General features: G+C 65.8%; 14 protein-coding genes. 10 read left to right on the forward strand and 4 right to left on the reverse strand.

Annotated elements, in window-relative coordinates; all coding sequences use genetic code 11:
- The first annotated feature begins 3 nt into the window (after positions 1–3).
- The 4 genes from cyoB (at position 4) to AC5P8Z_RS10095 (ending at position 3,761) form a co-directional block, all read left to right on the forward strand.
- Entirely contained in the window at positions 4–1,980 is a 1,977-nt protein-coding gene (gene cyoB, locus AC5P8Z_RS10080) for a cytochrome o ubiquinol oxidase subunit I (RefSeq protein WP_495228971.1), read from the forward strand.
- Positions 1,977–2,612: a cytochrome o ubiquinol oxidase subunit III gene (cyoC, locus tag AC5P8Z_RS10085; protein ID WP_286070244.1), complete on the forward strand. Its 636-nt coding sequence runs from the start codon at positions 1,977–1,979 to the stop codon at positions 2,610–2,612. The genes cyoB and cyoC overlap by 4 nt, the downstream gene beginning before the upstream one ends.
- Position 2,613: 1 nt before the next feature.
- Positions 2,614–2,946, forward strand: a complete 333-nt coding sequence (cyoD, locus tag AC5P8Z_RS10090; protein WP_006399830.1) for a cytochrome o ubiquinol oxidase subunit IV — start codon at positions 2,614–2,616, stop codon at positions 2,944–2,946.
- 143 nt (positions 2,947–3,089) lie between these two features.
- On the forward strand, positions 3,090–3,761 hold the full coding sequence (locus tag AC5P8Z_RS10095) for an SCO family protein (RefSeq protein WP_495229170.1): 672 nt from the start codon (positions 3,090–3,092) through the stop codon (positions 3,759–3,761).
- 238 nt (positions 3,762–3,999) lie between these two features.
- Here AC5P8Z_RS10095 and AC5P8Z_RS10100 read toward each other — a convergent pair whose 3' ends face one another.
- Together AC5P8Z_RS10100 and AC5P8Z_RS10105 are read right to left on the reverse strand one after the other, a co-directional pair.
- Entirely contained in the window at positions 4,000–4,578 is a 579-nt protein-coding gene (locus AC5P8Z_RS10100) for a DNA breaking-rejoining protein (protein ID WP_343229519.1), read from the reverse strand.
- Positions 4,578–6,344: a S8 family serine peptidase gene (locus AC5P8Z_RS10105; protein ID WP_495228972.1), complete on the reverse strand. Its 1,767-nt coding sequence runs from the start codon at positions 6,342–6,344 to the stop codon at positions 4,578–4,580. Before AC5P8Z_RS10105 ends, AC5P8Z_RS10100 begins: the two co-directional genes overlap by 1 nt.
- A 328-nt stretch (positions 6,345–6,672) precedes the next feature.
- Here AC5P8Z_RS10105 and AC5P8Z_RS10110 point away from each other — a divergent pair, with 328 nt between their 5' ends.
- Both AC5P8Z_RS10110 and AC5P8Z_RS10115 read left to right on the forward strand, forming a co-directional pair.
- A complete protein-coding gene (locus tag AC5P8Z_RS10110; protein ID WP_121504203.1) occupies positions 6,673–7,113 on the forward strand; it encodes a DUF2231 domain-containing protein in 441 nt (146 codons plus the stop codon).
- On the forward strand, positions 7,106–8,416 hold the full coding sequence (locus tag AC5P8Z_RS10115; RefSeq protein WP_495228973.1) for a PQQ-dependent sugar dehydrogenase: 1,311 nt from the start codon (positions 7,106–7,108) through the stop codon (positions 8,414–8,416). Before AC5P8Z_RS10110 ends, AC5P8Z_RS10115 begins: the two co-directional genes overlap by 8 nt.
- 89 nt (positions 8,417–8,505) lie before the next feature.
- Here the strand turns inward: AC5P8Z_RS10115 and AC5P8Z_RS10120 are convergent, their stop codons facing one another.
- Positions 8,506–9,168, reverse strand: coding sequence for an exopolysaccharide biosynthesis protein (locus tag AC5P8Z_RS10120; protein WP_495228974.1), 663 nt, complete (start codon positions 9,166–9,168; stop codon positions 8,506–8,508).
- Between the two features lie 149 nt (positions 9,169–9,317).
- Between AC5P8Z_RS10120 and yidA the strand changes: the two genes are divergently transcribed.
- The 4 genes from yidA to AC5P8Z_RS10140 all read left to right on the forward strand — a co-directional run bounded on the left by yidA (position 9,318) and on the right by AC5P8Z_RS10140 (position 13,601).
- Entirely contained in the window at positions 9,318–10,151 is an 834-nt protein-coding gene (yidA, locus tag AC5P8Z_RS10125; protein WP_495228975.1) for a sugar-phosphatase, read from the forward strand.
- Between the two features lie 341 nt (positions 10,152–10,492).
- Positions 10,493–12,811 carry a TonB-dependent receptor gene (locus tag AC5P8Z_RS10130; protein WP_495228976.1) on the forward strand — a complete coding sequence of 773 codons (2,319 nt, stop codon included), beginning with the start codon at positions 10,493–10,495 and terminating at the stop codon, positions 12,809–12,811.
- Between the two features lie 78 nt (positions 12,812–12,889).
- Positions 12,890–13,279: a hypothetical protein gene (locus tag AC5P8Z_RS10135; protein WP_495228977.1), complete on the forward strand. Its 390-nt coding sequence runs from the start codon at positions 12,890–12,892 to the stop codon at positions 13,277–13,279.
- 25 nt (positions 13,280–13,304) lie between these two features.
- Positions 13,305–13,601 (forward strand): hypothetical protein, encoded by a 297-nt coding sequence (locus AC5P8Z_RS10140; protein WP_495228978.1) that lies wholly within the window; start codon positions 13,305–13,307, stop codon positions 13,599–13,601.
- 7 nt (positions 13,602–13,608) lie between these two features.
- On the opposite strand, the gene AC5P8Z_RS10145 is transcribed toward AC5P8Z_RS10140, so the two are convergent.
- Complete coding sequence (locus AC5P8Z_RS10145) at positions 13,609–15,114, reverse strand: YifB family Mg chelatase-like AAA ATPase (protein WP_495228979.1); 1,506 nt, start codon at positions 15,112–15,114, stop codon at positions 13,609–13,611.

Raw genomic sequence — 15,114 nt, forward strand, 5'->3', positions numbered from 1 at the left:
AACATGTTGGGTAAATTGACGTGGGAGGCCGTGCCGCTGCACGAGCCGATCGTCGTGGTCACATTGGCGGCCATGGTGCTGGGTGGCATCGCGCTGCTCGGCGCGGTGACGTACTTCAAGCTGTGGGGCCCGCTGTGGCGTGACTGGTTCACCACCGTGGACCACAAGAAGATCGGCATCATGTACGTGGTGGTGGCGCTGGTCATGCTGGTGCGCGGCTTCGCCGACGCGCTGATGATGCGCGCGCAGCTGGCCGCGGCCGGGCCGGGCAGTGACGGTTTCCTGCCGCCGGAGCACTACGACCAGATCTTCACCGCGCACGGCGTGATCATGATCTTCTTCGTGGCCACCCCGTTCGTGGTCGGCCTGATGAACATCATCGTGCCGCTGCAGATCGGCGCGCGCGACATGGCGTTCCCGTTCCTCAACGCCTTCAGCTTCTGGATCTTCGTGGTCGGCGCCGCGCTGATGATGATCTCGCTGGGCGTCGGCGAATTCGCCATGACCGGCTGGGTGGCCTATCCGCCGCTGTCGGGCATCGAGTTCAGTCCAGGCGTGGGTGTTGATTACTACATCTGGGCCTTGCAGGCATCCGGTATCGGCACCTTGCTGACCGGCGTCAACCTGTTCATCACCATCCTGCGCATGCGTGCGCCGGGCATGACCCTGATGAAGATGCCGGTGTTCACCTGGACCGTGCTGGTCACCAGCGTGATCATCATCGCCGCCTTCCCGATCCTGACCGTGGCACTGGGTGCGCTCACCCTGGACCGCTACCTGGACTTCAACTTCTACACCAACACATTGGGTGGCAACCCGATGATGTACGTGAACCTGGTGTGGGCCTGGGGCCATCCGGAGGTGTACATCCTGGTGCTGCCGGCGTTCGGCATCTTCTCCGAAGTGACCGCCACGTTCGCGCGCAAGAAGCTGTTCGGCTACAAGTCGATGGTCGGCGCCACGCTGGCGATCGGCATCCTGTCGTTCATCGTCTGGCTGCACCACTTCTTCACCATGGGTTCCGGTGCCAGCGTCAATGCCTTCTTCGGCATCATGACGATGATCATCGCCATTCCCACCGGCGTGAAGATCTTCACCTGGTTGTTCACCATGTACGGTGGCCGCGTGGAGTTCAGCGTGCCGATGCTGTGGACCATCGCCTTCCTGGTCACCTTCACCATCGGTGGCATGACCGGCGTGCTGCTGGCCATCCCGGGCGCGGACTTCCTGCTGCACAACAGCCTGTTCCTGGTCGCGCACTTCCACAACACCATCATCGGCGGCGCGCTGTTCGGTTACCTGGCCGGCTTCGCCTACTGGTTCCCGAAGGTGTTCGGCTTCACCCTCAACGAGCGCATGGGCAAGTGGTCGTTCGCCTGCTGGGTAATCGGCTTCTACCTGGCCTTCATGCCGCTGTACATGCTGGGCTTCATGGGCATGACCCGCCGCATGAACCAGTACGACAACCCGGCGTGGACGCCGTACCTGATCGCCGCCTTCATCGGCGCGCTGTTCGTGTTCGCGGGCATCATCCTGATGCTGGTGCAGATCTACGTGAGCGTGCGCGACCGCAAGCGCAACCTGGACCTGACCGGCGACCCGTGGAATGCACGCACGCTGGAATGGGCCACGCCGTCGCCGCCGCCGTTCTACAACTTCGCCGTGGTGCCCAAGGCCGATGAGCTGGACGCCTTCCACGAAGCGAAGAAGCGTGGCCTGCCGCCGCCGCCGAAGACGTACGCGCCGATCCACATGCCGAAGAACACCGGCGTGCCGCTGATCCTCAACATCTGGATCCTGGTGCTGTGCTTCGCCCTGGTCTGGCACATCTGGTGGATGGCCGCGGCCAGCTTCATCGCGATGATCGTGACCCTGATCGTGCGGTCCTACGACGAGGACGTGGACTACTACGTCAGTTCCGAAGAGGTGGCGCGCACCGAAGCGGCCAACCTGGCCAAGCTGAAGGAGGTACGCGCATGAACCTGTTGACCCGCCCCGAGCTGGCCAGCGACACCCAGGCGCACGAGGACCACCACGCGCACGACCACGCCCACGAGCAGGGCGGCATGAAGGTGTTCGGCATGTGGGTCTACCTCATGTCCGACCTGGTGCTGTTCGGTTCGCTGTTCGCCTCGTATGCGGTGCTCAGCACCGCCTACGCCGGCGGCCCCACCGGCAAGGACCTGTTCTCGCTGCCGTTCGTGATGGCCGAGACCTTCCTGCTGCTGGTGTCCAGCATCACCTACGGCCAGGCCGTGCTGGCGATGCATCGCCACGATGCCTCGGCGGTGCTGCGCTGGCTGGGCGTGACCTTCGTGCTCGGTGCCTCGTTCATCGGCATGGAGATCTATGAGTTCTCGCACCTGATCCACGAAGGTGCCGGCCCGAGCACCAGTGCCTACCTGTCGGCATTCTTCGCGCTGGTCGCCACCCACGGCCTGCACGTGGCCAGTGGCCTGATCTGGATGGCCGTGGTCATGCACCAGGTCTACCGCCGTGGCCTGACCCCGACCAACATCACCCGCGTTTCGTGCCTGAGCCTGTTCTGGCACTTCCTGGACCTGGTGTGGATCTGCGTCTTCACCTTCGTCTACCTGATCGGAGCCTTCTGACATGGCCCACGTCGAAACTTCGCGCGCCGGCAATGCGCACGGCTCCACCAAGTCCTACCTGATCGGCTTCGTGCTGTGTGCGCTGCTGACCGTGGTGCCGTTCGCGCTGGTGATGAACCCGGTGCTGTCGCGGCCGCTCACGCTGTTCCTGCTGGTCGGCTTCGCGGTGGCGCAGATCCTGGTGCAGCTGGTCTATTTCCTGCACATGGACCGCAAATCCGAAGGTGGCTGGAACCTGGCCAGCTTCGTATTCACCCTGGTGATCCTGTTCATCGTCGTCGCACTGTCGGTCTGGATCATCTGGAGCATGCACTACCACATGATGATCAACTGATCGTGGCCGGGGTGATCGGCATGGACCGCACGATCACCCCGGCACCTCAGCCTTCTTTCCCCACAAGGGCAGGCCTGACCGAGACCCCGCCCGCATCTGCGTTGGTGGTACCCGTGAAGCGTCCTGCTGCTGTTGTCCGTTCGTTGTTCTCTCCCCGTTTCCGTCTGCCGCTGCTGGCAGGCCTGGCCACCGGCCTGCTGGCCGGCTGCAGCGCGCAGTCGCGCATGGACTTCTATTCCAGGGACATCGCCTGCGAAGAACTTGCCCAGCACTGGTCGATGCCCGACAGCCACGGCACCGTGCGTGGCCCGAAGGACCTGCAGGGGCAGGTGACCTACCTGTTCTTCGGCTTCACCAGCTGCCCGGATGTGTGCCCGACCACCATGGTCGAGCTGAGCCAGGTGAAGCACCTGATGGGCAAGGATGCCGACCAGCTGCAGGTGGCGTTCGTCAGCGTCGATCCCGCACGCGACACGCCCGAAGTCGCCCGCACCTATGTGGAAGCGTTCGACCCCAAGGCGATCGCGCTGGTCGGCAACGAAGCGCAGCTGGCCACGATGGCCAGTGACTTCAAGGCGTTCTACGAAAAAGAGCCCGGCCAGGTACCGGATACCTACACCGTGAGCCACATCGCCGGTGGCTACGTGTTCGACCGCCAGGGCCGCCTGCGCCTGTTCGCGCCCTACGGCATGCCGGTGGATGAACTGTTTTCTGACGTGCAGCGCCTGCTGCTGGAACCGGCCCATCCAGCGGCAGGTAACGACGCGCTGGCCAGCTGCAGCCTCAAGCACAGCGACACGATCGCCGCGCGCTGACGCTGGTGTGTGCCGACCACTGCAACTGATGGGTGCCAACCTTGGTTGGCACAGCTGTAGAGCCGAGCCCATGCTCGGCTCCGTGCTTACCGCGCGGCCTGCAAACAGCAGCCGAGCATAGGCTCGGCTCTACATGCTCGCCGCCCCGGTGGGTGCCGACCGTTGGTCGGCACATCTCCCCCAGTGTCAATCCCCGGCCGGCCAGGAGAGCCAACCGGCCGGGGCACCACTCAACGCTTTACTTGGTCTCTTCCCACTGCACCACGTCCGGCTCTGTCGCGCGGATACCGGCGGTGGACAGCAGCTTGGTGGTCGCATCCAGCGCCGCGTTCACCGACGGGTACTCCACGATGGCCTGGCCCGAAGCCTTCGACACCTTCACCACGGTGCCACCGGTGGCAGTTGCCGCGCGCTGGGCCGATGCTGCATCGGTGAAGAACACCTTGACCCGCGACGTCGCCACCACCGGCGCTCCGTCACGTGAGACCGCCGCCGCGAACTTGCCGGCGCCGGCATCAGCAGGCGCCGCCGCTGCGCCATCCAGCGAACGCTTGGTGCGCGAGCTGGTGGTCGCCGCCGCCTGCGGGGTGATCGTGAACTGGCCGCCGCTGGCCTGCTTCACGGTGGTCGAGGGAGACAGCTGGAAGCGCGTGCCGCCCACATCGAACGAGCGGCCGGTAGCGGACGCCTTCAGTTCCTGCGCATCCACGGTCGATAGAGTCCTGGCCGGAGGAGTCTGCCCCGAGCTCTGTGCCCAGGCAGGGAAGGTCATCGCCGCGAAGGCGAGCGTGCTCAACAGAATGGTCGTCTTCATCATCAGTGCCCCAGAACGCGGATCTTGAAGAATTCGAGGTTGCCGCGCGATGCTGCGGTCGCGGCCTGCCCCATGTCGGTGACTTCCAGCGTCCAGGTGCCGCTGGCATTCTCATCCAGGAAGGCATTGCTGGACAGCAGGTCCCAGCTGGTGAAATTGCTCTGCGCGCCACCCGTGCCTGAGCCGATCGCGGTGAATGCCGGTTGCACCACGCTGCGGGTACCGCTGGGCGACACCAGCACGAACTGCAGCTGGCGTGTGTTGCGGTGGTTGACCCGGAAGCCCAGTTGCACGCTTTCGATGTTGCGCGCGCCATTGGCCAACTGGAAGGTCAGGCGTGCGGCGGCGGCCGAGGTGTTGCCGATGGCCACGGTGCGCGTGGTGTTGCGCCAGCCGCTGTCGACCAGTGGTCCCAGCGACTGGAAGTTCTCGGCCACCTGCACTGCACGCGCAGCGTTGACCACACCAAAGCCGTACCAGTTGCTATAGGCACGGTTGGCCGCATTCACCGTCCAGCCCGGCACCAGCGTGCGGCCGTCGGCCAGCGTCACCGCCGGCTGGTTCGGATGGTTGCGGGTGGCGGTGGTGGCCAGGATGTACTTCACATCGCGATAGGACAGGTTCGGATTGGCTTCCAGCACCAGTGCCGCCACGCCCGATACCATCGGCGCCGACGCCGAGGTGCCGTTCATCTTGGCGGTGTAGTTGCAGGTGCTGTCGATGGCCGACAGGTTGCTGTCCAGCGTGTTCTGGCGGTTGGTGTTCTTGTTGCTGCCCTGCACGCACCCGGTCACGTCGGTGGTGACGATGGCCGGGTCGTAGGCGCGCGCCACCAGGCCGGAGGCGTACTGCGCCTGCAGGCCGTACTCGCCGCCAAAGGCCGACACCCACAGCGCCGGGCCGGTGGAGGAGTAAGACGAGCGCACGCCATCGGCGCGCACCGCGCCTACGGTGATCACGTTGAACAAGTTGTTGCGTGGATCGCGGCCGGCCGGCACGCAGCCGGTGTTGCGGTTCTTGGTGTCGGTGGTGCAGACATCCTGGGTCTGGCTGATCGAGGCATTGTTGAAGTTGTTGCCGGCCGACTTCACGTAGATGCCGCCGCGGCCACCACGCGTGCCCGACAGTGCCTGCTCGTACGAACGAATCGTGTTTTCGCTGTACGCCAGCGGCAGGTTCGGATTGCCCGGGCCGGCGCCCCAGCTGTTGTTGAACACCTGCACGTCGGCCGATTCCGCGCCGTCCCACCAGGCGTACTCGATGTTGCTCTGCTGGTTGCCCAGGGCCGAGCGCGAAATCGGGTTGAAACCCTTCAGCGTCGCCGCCGGGGCCACACCGCGCACGCCCAGGTTGTTGGCGCCCACCGCACCGGCGATGCCACCGACCATGGTGCCGTGGTTATCAACGTCCGGGTTGGTCGGGGTAGGGTTGTTCGAGCCATTGGTGAAGTTCTTGCCGGCCACCGCCGCGATGTTGGCGGCCAGGTCCGGGTGGGCGATCTGCAGGCCATCATCGACGATGGCGATGGTGACGCCCTGGCCACGGATGCCATTTCGGAACAGGCCATCCACGTTCAGGTCGTTGCCGGCCACCGGCAGTGTGTCGGCCGGAACCGTCTGCCCGGTGTTGAGCAGGTGCCACTGGATACCCGCCAGCGGATCAGCCTGCTGGGCCTGGACGGTGGCGGCGAGGCTGCCCAGCACCAGGGCAGTGGCCAGGGCCAGGCGCGCGGAGCGCGGTGGCGCAGTGCGTTGCGTGTGTCGCTTCATACACGAATCCTTCTGTTGTGAATCGGCATGGCGGGACGGCGGGGCGGAACTGCCCCATCGCAACAAGCCAAACGCGACACAACGAAGAACCCCCTACCTCTTCACACACCCAATCTGCAGATGTGCCGATTGCGTCACAAACACTTATGCCGTGGGGTAATGACGACTGCGCATTCCTGGAGAGCCGAGCCCATGTTCGGCTGATCGGACGGTCCCGTGTGTAAAGCAGCCGAGCATGGGCTCGGCTCTACACAAGCGGTGTCATCGCGTGGCTTCACACGCGGCTGTGCTACTACAGCCCGTGCACCCTTCCGCACGGAGCACGATGATGGTCAATCCGCTCGCCCAGGCCCATCGCGGCCTTGGCACCACGCTGTTCAGCCTGTTGAACCCGATACCTTTCGGCTTCTTCGTCGGCGCACTGATCTTCGACGCGATCTATCTCAACAGCGCCGAGGTGATGTGGGGCAAGGCCGCCGCATGGCTGATCACCTTCGGCCTGCTGATCGCCATCATCCCGCGCCTGATCAACCTGTTTGCGGTCTGGCGCCGCAACGGCACGGCCACCCGCATCGACCGCATCGACTTCTTCCTCAACCTGGTGGCGGTGCTGCTGGCGATCTGGAACGCGTTCGTGCACAGCCGCGATGCCTACGCCGTTGCAGTGCCGGGTACCATCCTGTCCGCGCTGACCGTGGCCCTGATCGCCCTGGGCCTGATCCTGCTGTCGCTGCAGCCGCCGGTGCTGCAGGGAGGTCGTCATGGCTAAGCACACCCTGCCCACCGTCGTCGCCTTGGCATTGGCCGTCACCCTGTCGGCCTGCGCGGGCAAGGCCGAATACCACCCCAGCGACCAGTCCGGCGCGAAGCCGCCGCTGCCGGCACCGAAGAACTTCCTGATGCCGCCCATGCAGGTTCCCAAGGGCGTCGGCTGGGCCGAAGGTCAATCGCCGTCGGTTGCCGAGGGCCTGAAGATCGAACGCTTCGCCGCCAACCTGCAGCACCCGCGCCGCCTGCTCACCCTGCCCAACGGCGATGTGCTGGTGGTGGAAGGCAACGGCCCCGGCGAAGAACCCGTCACCACGCCCAAGCAGTGGATCGCCGGCAAGGTGAAGGCGCGCTCGGGCAAGGCCGGCAAGGGCGGCAACCGGATCACCCTGCTGCGTCGCACGCCGGGCACGAACACCTGGTCCCAGCACGTCTACATCGAAGGCCTGCATTCGCCATTCGGCATCCAGCTCATTGGTGACACGCTGTACGTGGCCAACACCGGCAACATCATGCAGTACCACTACGTGCCCGGTGAAACCCGCATGTCCGACAAGGGCCGCGAATTCACCGACCTGCCCAGCACCATCAACCACCACTGGACCAAGGAGCTGCTGGCCAGCCGCGATGGCCGCAAGCTGTACGTGGGCGTGGGCTCCAACAGCAACATCACCGAGAACGGCCTGGCCGTCGAGTACCGCCGCGCAGTGGTGCTGGAAGTGGACGTAGCCACCCGTGGCAGCCGCATCTTTGCCTCGGGCATCCGCAACCCCACCGGCCTGGATTGGGAGCCGAGCACCGGCCAGCTGTGGGCAGTCGCGAACGAGCGCGATGAGATTGGTGCCGACCTGGTGCCGGACTACCTCACCTCAGTGAAGGAGGATGGCTTCTACGGCTGGCCCTACAGCTACTACGGCCAGCACGTGGACGAGCGCGTGCAGCCGCAGCGGCCGGACCTGGTGGCCAAGGCGATCGTGCCCGACTACGCCATCGGCTCACACGTGGCGCCGCTGGGGTTGCTGTTCTACACCGGCCAGGCGCTGCCGCCGCAATACCACGGCGGTGCCTTCATCGGCGAACACGGCAGCTGGGACCGCTCGCCGCTGAGCGGGTACGAAGTGGTGTACGTACCGTTCAAGGACGGCAAGCCGACCGGGCGGCCGCAGACCGTGGTCAGCGGTTTTGCATCGAAGGATGAGAAGACGCTGATGGGCGCCCCGGTGGGCATGGCGATGGACGCCGAGGGTGCATTGCTGGTGGCCGACGACGTGGGTGACGTGGTGTGGCGGGTATCGGCCAAGTAGCTCTGTAGAGCCGAGCCCATGCTCGGCTTACGCGCGCAGCGCGGGGTTTCCGCGTACAGGTCGACGAGCAGCCGAGCGTGGGCTCGGCTCTACAGTTCCGCAGTACCGCTGCGGAACCCGCTGAACATCGACTCGGCAGCAAACCCGACGCCGCCCAGCAGCACGCCGAAATACACCATCGTGGCCACCACGAAGGCGTAACCGGCCGCCACCGCGGCACCATCGCGCTGGATGAAACCGATCGCGAAGGACATCAGCGCCAACGCCGGCAGCGTGTTGCTGAAGGGAATCGGCCCGGCAGGCGCCATCAGCAGCAGGGTGGCCACGACCAGCGCCAGGTTGTTCAGGCGCATCATCTTCTTCGAGCGCACCATCACTGCCAGTCGCATCGGCCGCGACAGCCGCTCCATGCGGTGCACCCATTTCAGCGCACGGCCCAGGTTGGCCTTCAGCTTGTCGGTGGCAATCTCACGGCGCGCCAGCTTCTGCGGCACCCACAGCGGGCGGTTGCGTACCCGGCTCAGGCCGATCAGCAGGATCGAGGCGCCGAACACGGTGCTCAGCCCGGGAATCGATACGGGAATGATGAAGATGGCCGAGAGCAGGATCACGATCAGCAGCAGGCCCTCATCACCCAGCGCGCTGAGCAGGGTGCCGACGCTGACCTGTTCGCCGGGCAGCTCGTCGATCATCTGCTCGATCTGCTGGGCCAAGGGCGCGCTGTCGTTGGTTTCGGGGGCACGGTAGGTCATGCGTCGCAAGGTCCTCCAGGGAAGGGCGGTCAGCGGGCCGTCCTGCGGTGGGGGACGCACAGGCTCCCGCAGTATCCCGGCCAACGTGGGCAAAGAGGTGAACCGGGCATGAGGGGGTAAACTGGCGTGCCCCGCACGAGTTGAACGCAATGGACATGGGCCGCAGGCAATCGACCATCGAACTGGTCGCCATCGACATGGATGGCACCCTGCTGGACCCCAGCCACACGCTCACCGCCCGGGCCAGGCAGGCCATCGGGCAGGCGCGCGCGCTGGGCGTGCACATCGTGCTGACCAGTGGCCGCCCGGTGCCGGGCCTGGCGCCGTTCCTGCACGAACTGGGCATCGACGGCGACGACGACTACTGCATCGCCTGCAACGGCGGCCTGGTGCAGCGCGTCGGCACGCGCGAAACCGTGGTCGAGTATCCGCTCAGCTTCGACGATTTCCTGTTCTGCGAGCAGGTAGCCCGCGAAGTGGGCGTGCACTTCCAGGCGCTGGACAGCCAGCGCATGTACACGCCCAACCAGGACATCAGCTACTACACCGTGGCCGATTCGCATCTTTCGAGGATGCCGCTGTCCTATCGCCGCGTGGAAGACATGGACCCGTCGATGTCCTTCGTCAAGCTGATGATGATCGACGAGCCCGAGGTGCTGGATGCTGCGATCGCGCGCCTGCCCAGCGAACTGACCGAGCGCTTCGCGGTGCTGAAGAGCGCGCCGTTCTTCCTGGAAGTGTTCGACCGCCGCGCCGGCAAGGGCCCGAGCCTGCAGAAGCTGGCCGAGCACCTGGGCATCGACCGCGCCAACGTGATGGCCATCGGCGACCAGGAGAACGACCTGACCATGCTGCAGTACGCCGGTACCAGCGTGGCGATGGGCAATGCCATCGACGCGGTGAAGGCGGTGGCGCGATTCGAAACCACCAGCAATGCCGATGAAGGCGTGGCGCGCGCGATCGAGCGTTTCGTCCTGCAGTAACCGCGCGTCCCTCTGCTCTGGTGGCTGCCCACCTTGGTTGGCACACGCAGGCCGTAAGCGCCGATCAGGGGCTATACCCGCGTATAGCCCACCTATCTCCACCGCCATCGGCGCTGTACCACGGTGCAATGGCGGATGCGGCAGTGCGATGCAAGAATTTCGCACGTCGAAATCACCCCGCCGAGTCTCACGGCAGATGATCGTCTTCATCTGCTGACCGGCGCGCGCTGCGCCGTCACTCCCTCAACGCAATCGCACCGCCAGCCAGGGCGCCGACACCGGTGCTGCACCGCGCTGGGCGTGCGCCTGCGCTGCTCTCCCCCTGCACCCTGGATCTGCTCATGAACACCCCGCCCACGACGCGCCTCGCCCTGGCGATCCTCGCCGCCATTGCCGCCCCTGCGTATGCCGCCGACTCGGCCGAGACCTCGCACGACACGCCCACGACCTTGAACGCCCTGCAGGTGATCGCCACACCGCGCGGCGCCGCCGTTGCACCGACCCAGGTGGTTGGCCCGAACCGCTACATCATCAAGGCCGAAGACCTTGACGCGGTGGTCACCGGCAACAACGGCCTGGCCATGCTCAAGCAGGTACCCGGCGCCAGCTACACCGCCACCGATGGGCTGGGCCTGGATATCTCGGCCACCAGCCTGTTCGTGCGCGGCTTCCGCATGAACGAAATGGGCATCACCTTCGAAGGCGTGCCGCTGAACGACAACGGCTTCCTCTCGCTTACCGGCACCAGCGTGGTGAACGTGGGCGTGTCCGATGGCATCGGCGCGATCACAGTCAGCCCCGGGGGGGCGCCGGTCAGCGTGTTTTCCAGCAGCGTCAACGGCGGCAGCCTGGAATACCGCCTGCGCGACCTGCAGGACACACCCAGCCTGCGCGTGAAGCAGGGCGTGGGCAGCAACAGCACGTTGGTCACCACCGTATCCGGGCAGAGCGGCCAGCTCGGCGAGCAGGGCCCGAAAGTGCTGGTCGACCTGCAGCGCGTGTCCGCCGACAAGTACCAGGGCGAGGGCACCCAGAACTTCCTGCGCGGCGACCTGAAGCTGCAGCAGGACGTGGCCTGGGGCGACTTCACCGCGTTCCTCTCCGACAGCAAGGCCAAGGTCTGGGGCTACAACAACATCTCCTTCGACATGATCCGCAAGCTGGGCTGGAAGGCCGACATCTTCTATCCCGATTATGCGTGGGCGTGGTACGTGGCCTCGCCGGAGAACGCGGACAAGTCCTGCGGCGCCTACACCTGCGGTGAGCTGTCCGAACTGATTCCCTACGACACCGGCCAGATCACCCGCGACCGGGTGTCCTCGATCAATCATCGTTTCCAGATCACCCCGGCACTGAGCGGCAACGTGCAGCTGTACAACGCCAACAGCCACACCCAGGCCACGCTGACCGACCCGACCGTAGCGTCGCCCAACGGCGCGCCGTTCTCCGAACAGGTGCAGACACCGCGTGTGAATCGGCTGGGTGGCATGCTCAACCTGCAGTTCGAGACCGGCGCGCACACCTTCACGGCCGGCTTCTGGCAGGAGAAGAGCAAGGCTGCGGCCAAGACCGAGTGGTACCAGCAGCCGCTGCTGGGCGAAGGCCCGCCGCTGAAGGCCACCGGCCCGTTCGACGTGTATGGTCCCGCGTTCAAGACCGACAACGCATCGAGCTGGGTGACCCGCTCGCGCCAATTCTACCTGCAGGACGACATCGTGTTGAACGACACGCTGAAGCTGGGTGTCGGCTTCAAGGCCGTGGACTTCCGCACCAGCGGTGGCGGCCTCGGCGATGCCGAGGACCGGCCGGTGAACGGCACGCTGCGCGCGAAGAGCAACTTCCTGCCGCACGTCTCGCTGTTCTGGAGCCCGACTGAATCCACCGATGCCTTCATCGATCTGGCCAACACCATGAACGGCTACCGCGTCGCCCAGCGCGGCAACATCGGCTACACCGCCTCGGCGTGGACCATCACTGACCAGGAAGAGTTCGACCGCGTGGCGGGCACCTTGCGTCCGGAAAAGAACTGGAACCTGACCGTGGGTGCATCGCATCGCTTCGACCGGCTGGCGATCACCGGCGACGTGTTCTACAACGACATCCGCAACCGCCTGCTGTCGGCCGCCATCGGTACCCAGTTCGCGCAGATCAACACCGTGCGGCTGATGCCGAAGATGCACGTGATCGGCGCCGACCTCGGCATCACCGCCGACCTGACCGACCACCTGCAGTTCTACCAGGGCGTGGCCGTGGCGCGTTCGTACTACGACAGCGACTTCGTGGTGGGCGACACCGTGTACCCGATCAAGGGCAACGCCCAGCCGGGCTACCCGCAGATCTCGCTGGTGAGTGATCTTTCCGCGCGCTTCGGTGACTGGCGTTTCGGCGCCACCAGCACTTCGTACCTGCGCCAGCCCTTCACCTACGAGAACGACATCCGCGTGCCGACCTTCTGGCAGGTCAACACCTATGCGGCGTATCGGTTCGGTGCGGACAGCGCGGTGCCGGGGCTGGAGTTGCGGCTGGACGTGAGCAACCTGTTCAACCGCCACAACATCGGCACCGCCACCATCGCCGGCTCGTCGTTCTCGGGGGATTACCAGACCCTGCAGCGGAGTGCGCCCCGGCAGCTGATGTTCAGTACCTCGATGTCCTTCTGATGCAACGAGGGCTCTGACCCCGGACCCAGCTTTGCGCGGCCGGCAGCGATTTTCCGGCGGCGACGCAAGGTTCCCACAATGTTGCTGGGTCATCCTGTGCGCATGGCACAGCAGACCCCGCCAACCCGGTTGTTCGGCATCCGGGGCCCAGGACGGCCCCGGCAGGCGCCGTCCGTGGCACCTGTGATCGACCTGCAGGCCGAGTACCACTTCTGGCACGTCTATGAACGCGTGGTCCGCCCGCTGCCCGGCGGTGGGCTGCGCAAGGCCTGGCTTGTGTGCCAGAAGGTGTACCGGGACCGGTGGCAGCACCCGCACGACAGTGAGGAGGCGGCGTTGTCGCGGGTGTTGTTCGGCGGGAACATGACGGCTGGCCGGGCATCGGAGCTGGCGGAGCTCCATGCGCTGGTGAGCCGTAGGGTGGCGTCGTTGGCGAGGCGGGGTGTACTGTTCGGACGCGGCCGCTGAACCGCGCATCTGCTGAGAGTTTCCGATGGCTCTTCTTCCTGGGCAGTACCGCATCCTGGCGTATCGCGGATTCCATGACCTGCCGCGGATGATGCTGGTAGCCGATAGCGCATCAAAGCGCTGGGTGTTCGACTGTCCGTTCGAGGACGAACGGGATGACTACGCGCCGGTATATCGTATTCACGCCGTGTATGCTGACATCGCGGAGCCTTCGGAGGCATGGGAGCATCACACTCGTGGGCTGCTGCCCGACATTGGCGTCATTCCAGTGAATAGCCTGCAGTTTGACGAGACGCGGCGCGCCTCCTTCATCTTGATGTGATCTTTCGTCATACCCCTGGCTTTCCCCGATCCAACTGCCGATAACCGATCGCCTCAGCCAGATGCGCCGTCTGGATCACCTCGCAACCCGCCAGATCCGCAATCGTGCGTGCCACCCGCAGAATCCGGTGCATCGCCCGTGCGGACAGCTGCAGGCGCTCGATGGCCTGTTCAAGCATGTCCTGATCGCCCTCGCTCAGTCGGGTACAGGCGCGCAGCGCCGCCGGCGACAGATGCGCGTTGAGACCGCCACGCGCCTGCTGCCGGGCATGGGCGGCTTCTACCCGTGCACGTACCGCCGCACTGGGTTCACCCAGCGGCGTGCTCTCCCGCAGCTCCACGGCATCCATGCGCGTCACGCCGATATGCAGGTCGATGCGGTCCAGCAACGGACCGGACACCCGTGCGCGGTAGCGGTTGATCCGTTCATCGCTGCACAGGCAACGGTTGCTGCGGTCACCGGCCCAGCCACACGGGCAGGGATTCATCGCAGCCACCAGTTGGAACCGCGCTGGATACTGCACGCTGCGTGCAGCGCGGGCGATGCGGATGTGGCCGGACTCCAGCGGCTCGCGCAGGGTTTCCAGCGCGCTGCGGTTCCACTCGGGCAGCTCATCGAGGAAAAGCACACCGTGATGGGCCAGCGAGATCTCGCCGGGGCAGGGCGGGTTGCCGCCACCTACCAGCGCCGCAGCGCTCGCGCTGTGATGGGGCGCTCTAAACGGCCGCTGCCGCCAACGTCTTGGGTCCAGCCCTTCGCCACTCACCGAGGCAATCGCGGCCAGCTGCAGCGCTTCAACCTCCTCTATATCCGGCAACAGACTGGGCAGGCGCGAGGCCAACAGCGTCTTGCCGCAGCCAGGGCTGCCGATCAAGAGCAGATGGTGACCACCGGCAGCGGCAACCTCCAACGCCCGCCGTGCATGCGCCTGCCCGCGCACGTCGGCCAGATCGGGCAGTGGCAACGGTGTCGTGTCTACGCGCTCCACGGGCGGTAACAAGCGCGGATTGCCCAACCCGGCGCAGCACTCCAGCAACGTGCGCGCCACGCGCACATCGGCGTGCTCGGCCAGCGCCGCCTCGGCGGCATTCCCCGGCGGCACTACCAGGATGCGCCCGGCCTCGGCTGCAGCGATCGCGGCCGGTAGTGCACCCGCAACCGGCCGCAGCTCGCCGGTCAGCCCCAGCTCACCCAGGAACTCATACTGCAGCAGCGATTGCGGATCGACCTGGCCACTGGCCGCCAGAATGCCCAGCGCGATGGCCAGGTCGTAACGCCCACCTTCCTTGGGCAGGTCGGCAGGCGCGAGGTTCAACGTGATGCGCCGCTGCGGAAAGTCGAAGCGCGCGCAGAGCAGGGCGGCTCGCACGCGCTCGCGCGATTCGCGCACGCTGGTCTCGGCCAGGCCGACAATCTGGGTGGCGGGCAGGCCGCCAGAGAGGTGCACTTCCACCCGCACCAGCGGGGCATCGACCCCGGCGCGGGCACGGCTGTGGACCAGCGCCAGGCTCAT

This window comes from Stenotrophomonas sp. YJH_SMC_17 (genome assembly GCF_059371655.1).

Bases quoted from the DNA above. Each gene is read 5' to 3' on its own strand.
- cyoD (WP_006399830.1), top strand. From the start codon at position 2,614: ATGGCCCACGTCGAAACTTCGCGCGCCGGCAATGCGCACGGCTCCACC.
- yidA (WP_495228975.1), top strand. From the start codon at position 9,318: ATGGACATGGGCCGCAGGCAATCGACCATCGAACTGGTCGCCATCGAC.
- AC5P8Z_RS10145 (WP_495228979.1), bottom strand. From the start codon at position 15,114: ATGAGCCTGGCGCTGGTCCACAGCCGTGCCCGCGCCGGGGTCGATGCC.
- AC5P8Z_RS10105 (WP_495228972.1), bottom strand. From the start codon at position 6,344: ATGAAGCGACACACGCAACGCACTGCGCCACCGCGCTCCGCGCGCCTG.
- AC5P8Z_RS10100 (WP_343229519.1), bottom strand. From the start codon at position 4,578: ATGATGAAGACGACCATTCTGTTGAGCACGCTCGCCTTCGCGGCGATG.
- AC5P8Z_RS10115 (WP_495228973.1), top strand. From the start codon at position 7,106: ATGGCTAAGCACACCCTGCCCACCGTCGTCGCCTTGGCATTGGCCGTC.
- cyoB (WP_495228971.1), top strand. From the start codon at position 4: ATGTTGGGTAAATTGACGTGGGAGGCCGTGCCGCTGCACGAGCCGATC.
- AC5P8Z_RS10135 (WP_495228977.1), top strand. From the start codon at position 12,890: ATGTTGCTGGGTCATCCTGTGCGCATGGCACAGCAGACCCCGCCAACC.
- AC5P8Z_RS10110 (WP_121504203.1), top strand. From the start codon at position 6,673: ATGGTCAATCCGCTCGCCCAGGCCCATCGCGGCCTTGGCACCACGCTG.
- AC5P8Z_RS10140 (WP_495228978.1), top strand. From the start codon at position 13,305: ATGGCTCTTCTTCCTGGGCAGTACCGCATCCTGGCGTATCGCGGATTC.
- cyoC (WP_286070244.1), top strand. From the start codon at position 1,977: ATGAACCTGTTGACCCGCCCCGAGCTGGCCAGCGACACCCAGGCGCAC.
- AC5P8Z_RS10120 (WP_495228974.1), bottom strand. From the start codon at position 9,168: ATGACCTACCGTGCCCCCGAAACCAACGACAGCGCGCCCTTGGCCCAG.
- AC5P8Z_RS10130 (WP_495228976.1), top strand. From the start codon at position 10,493: ATGAACACCCCGCCCACGACGCGCCTCGCCCTGGCGATCCTCGCCGCC.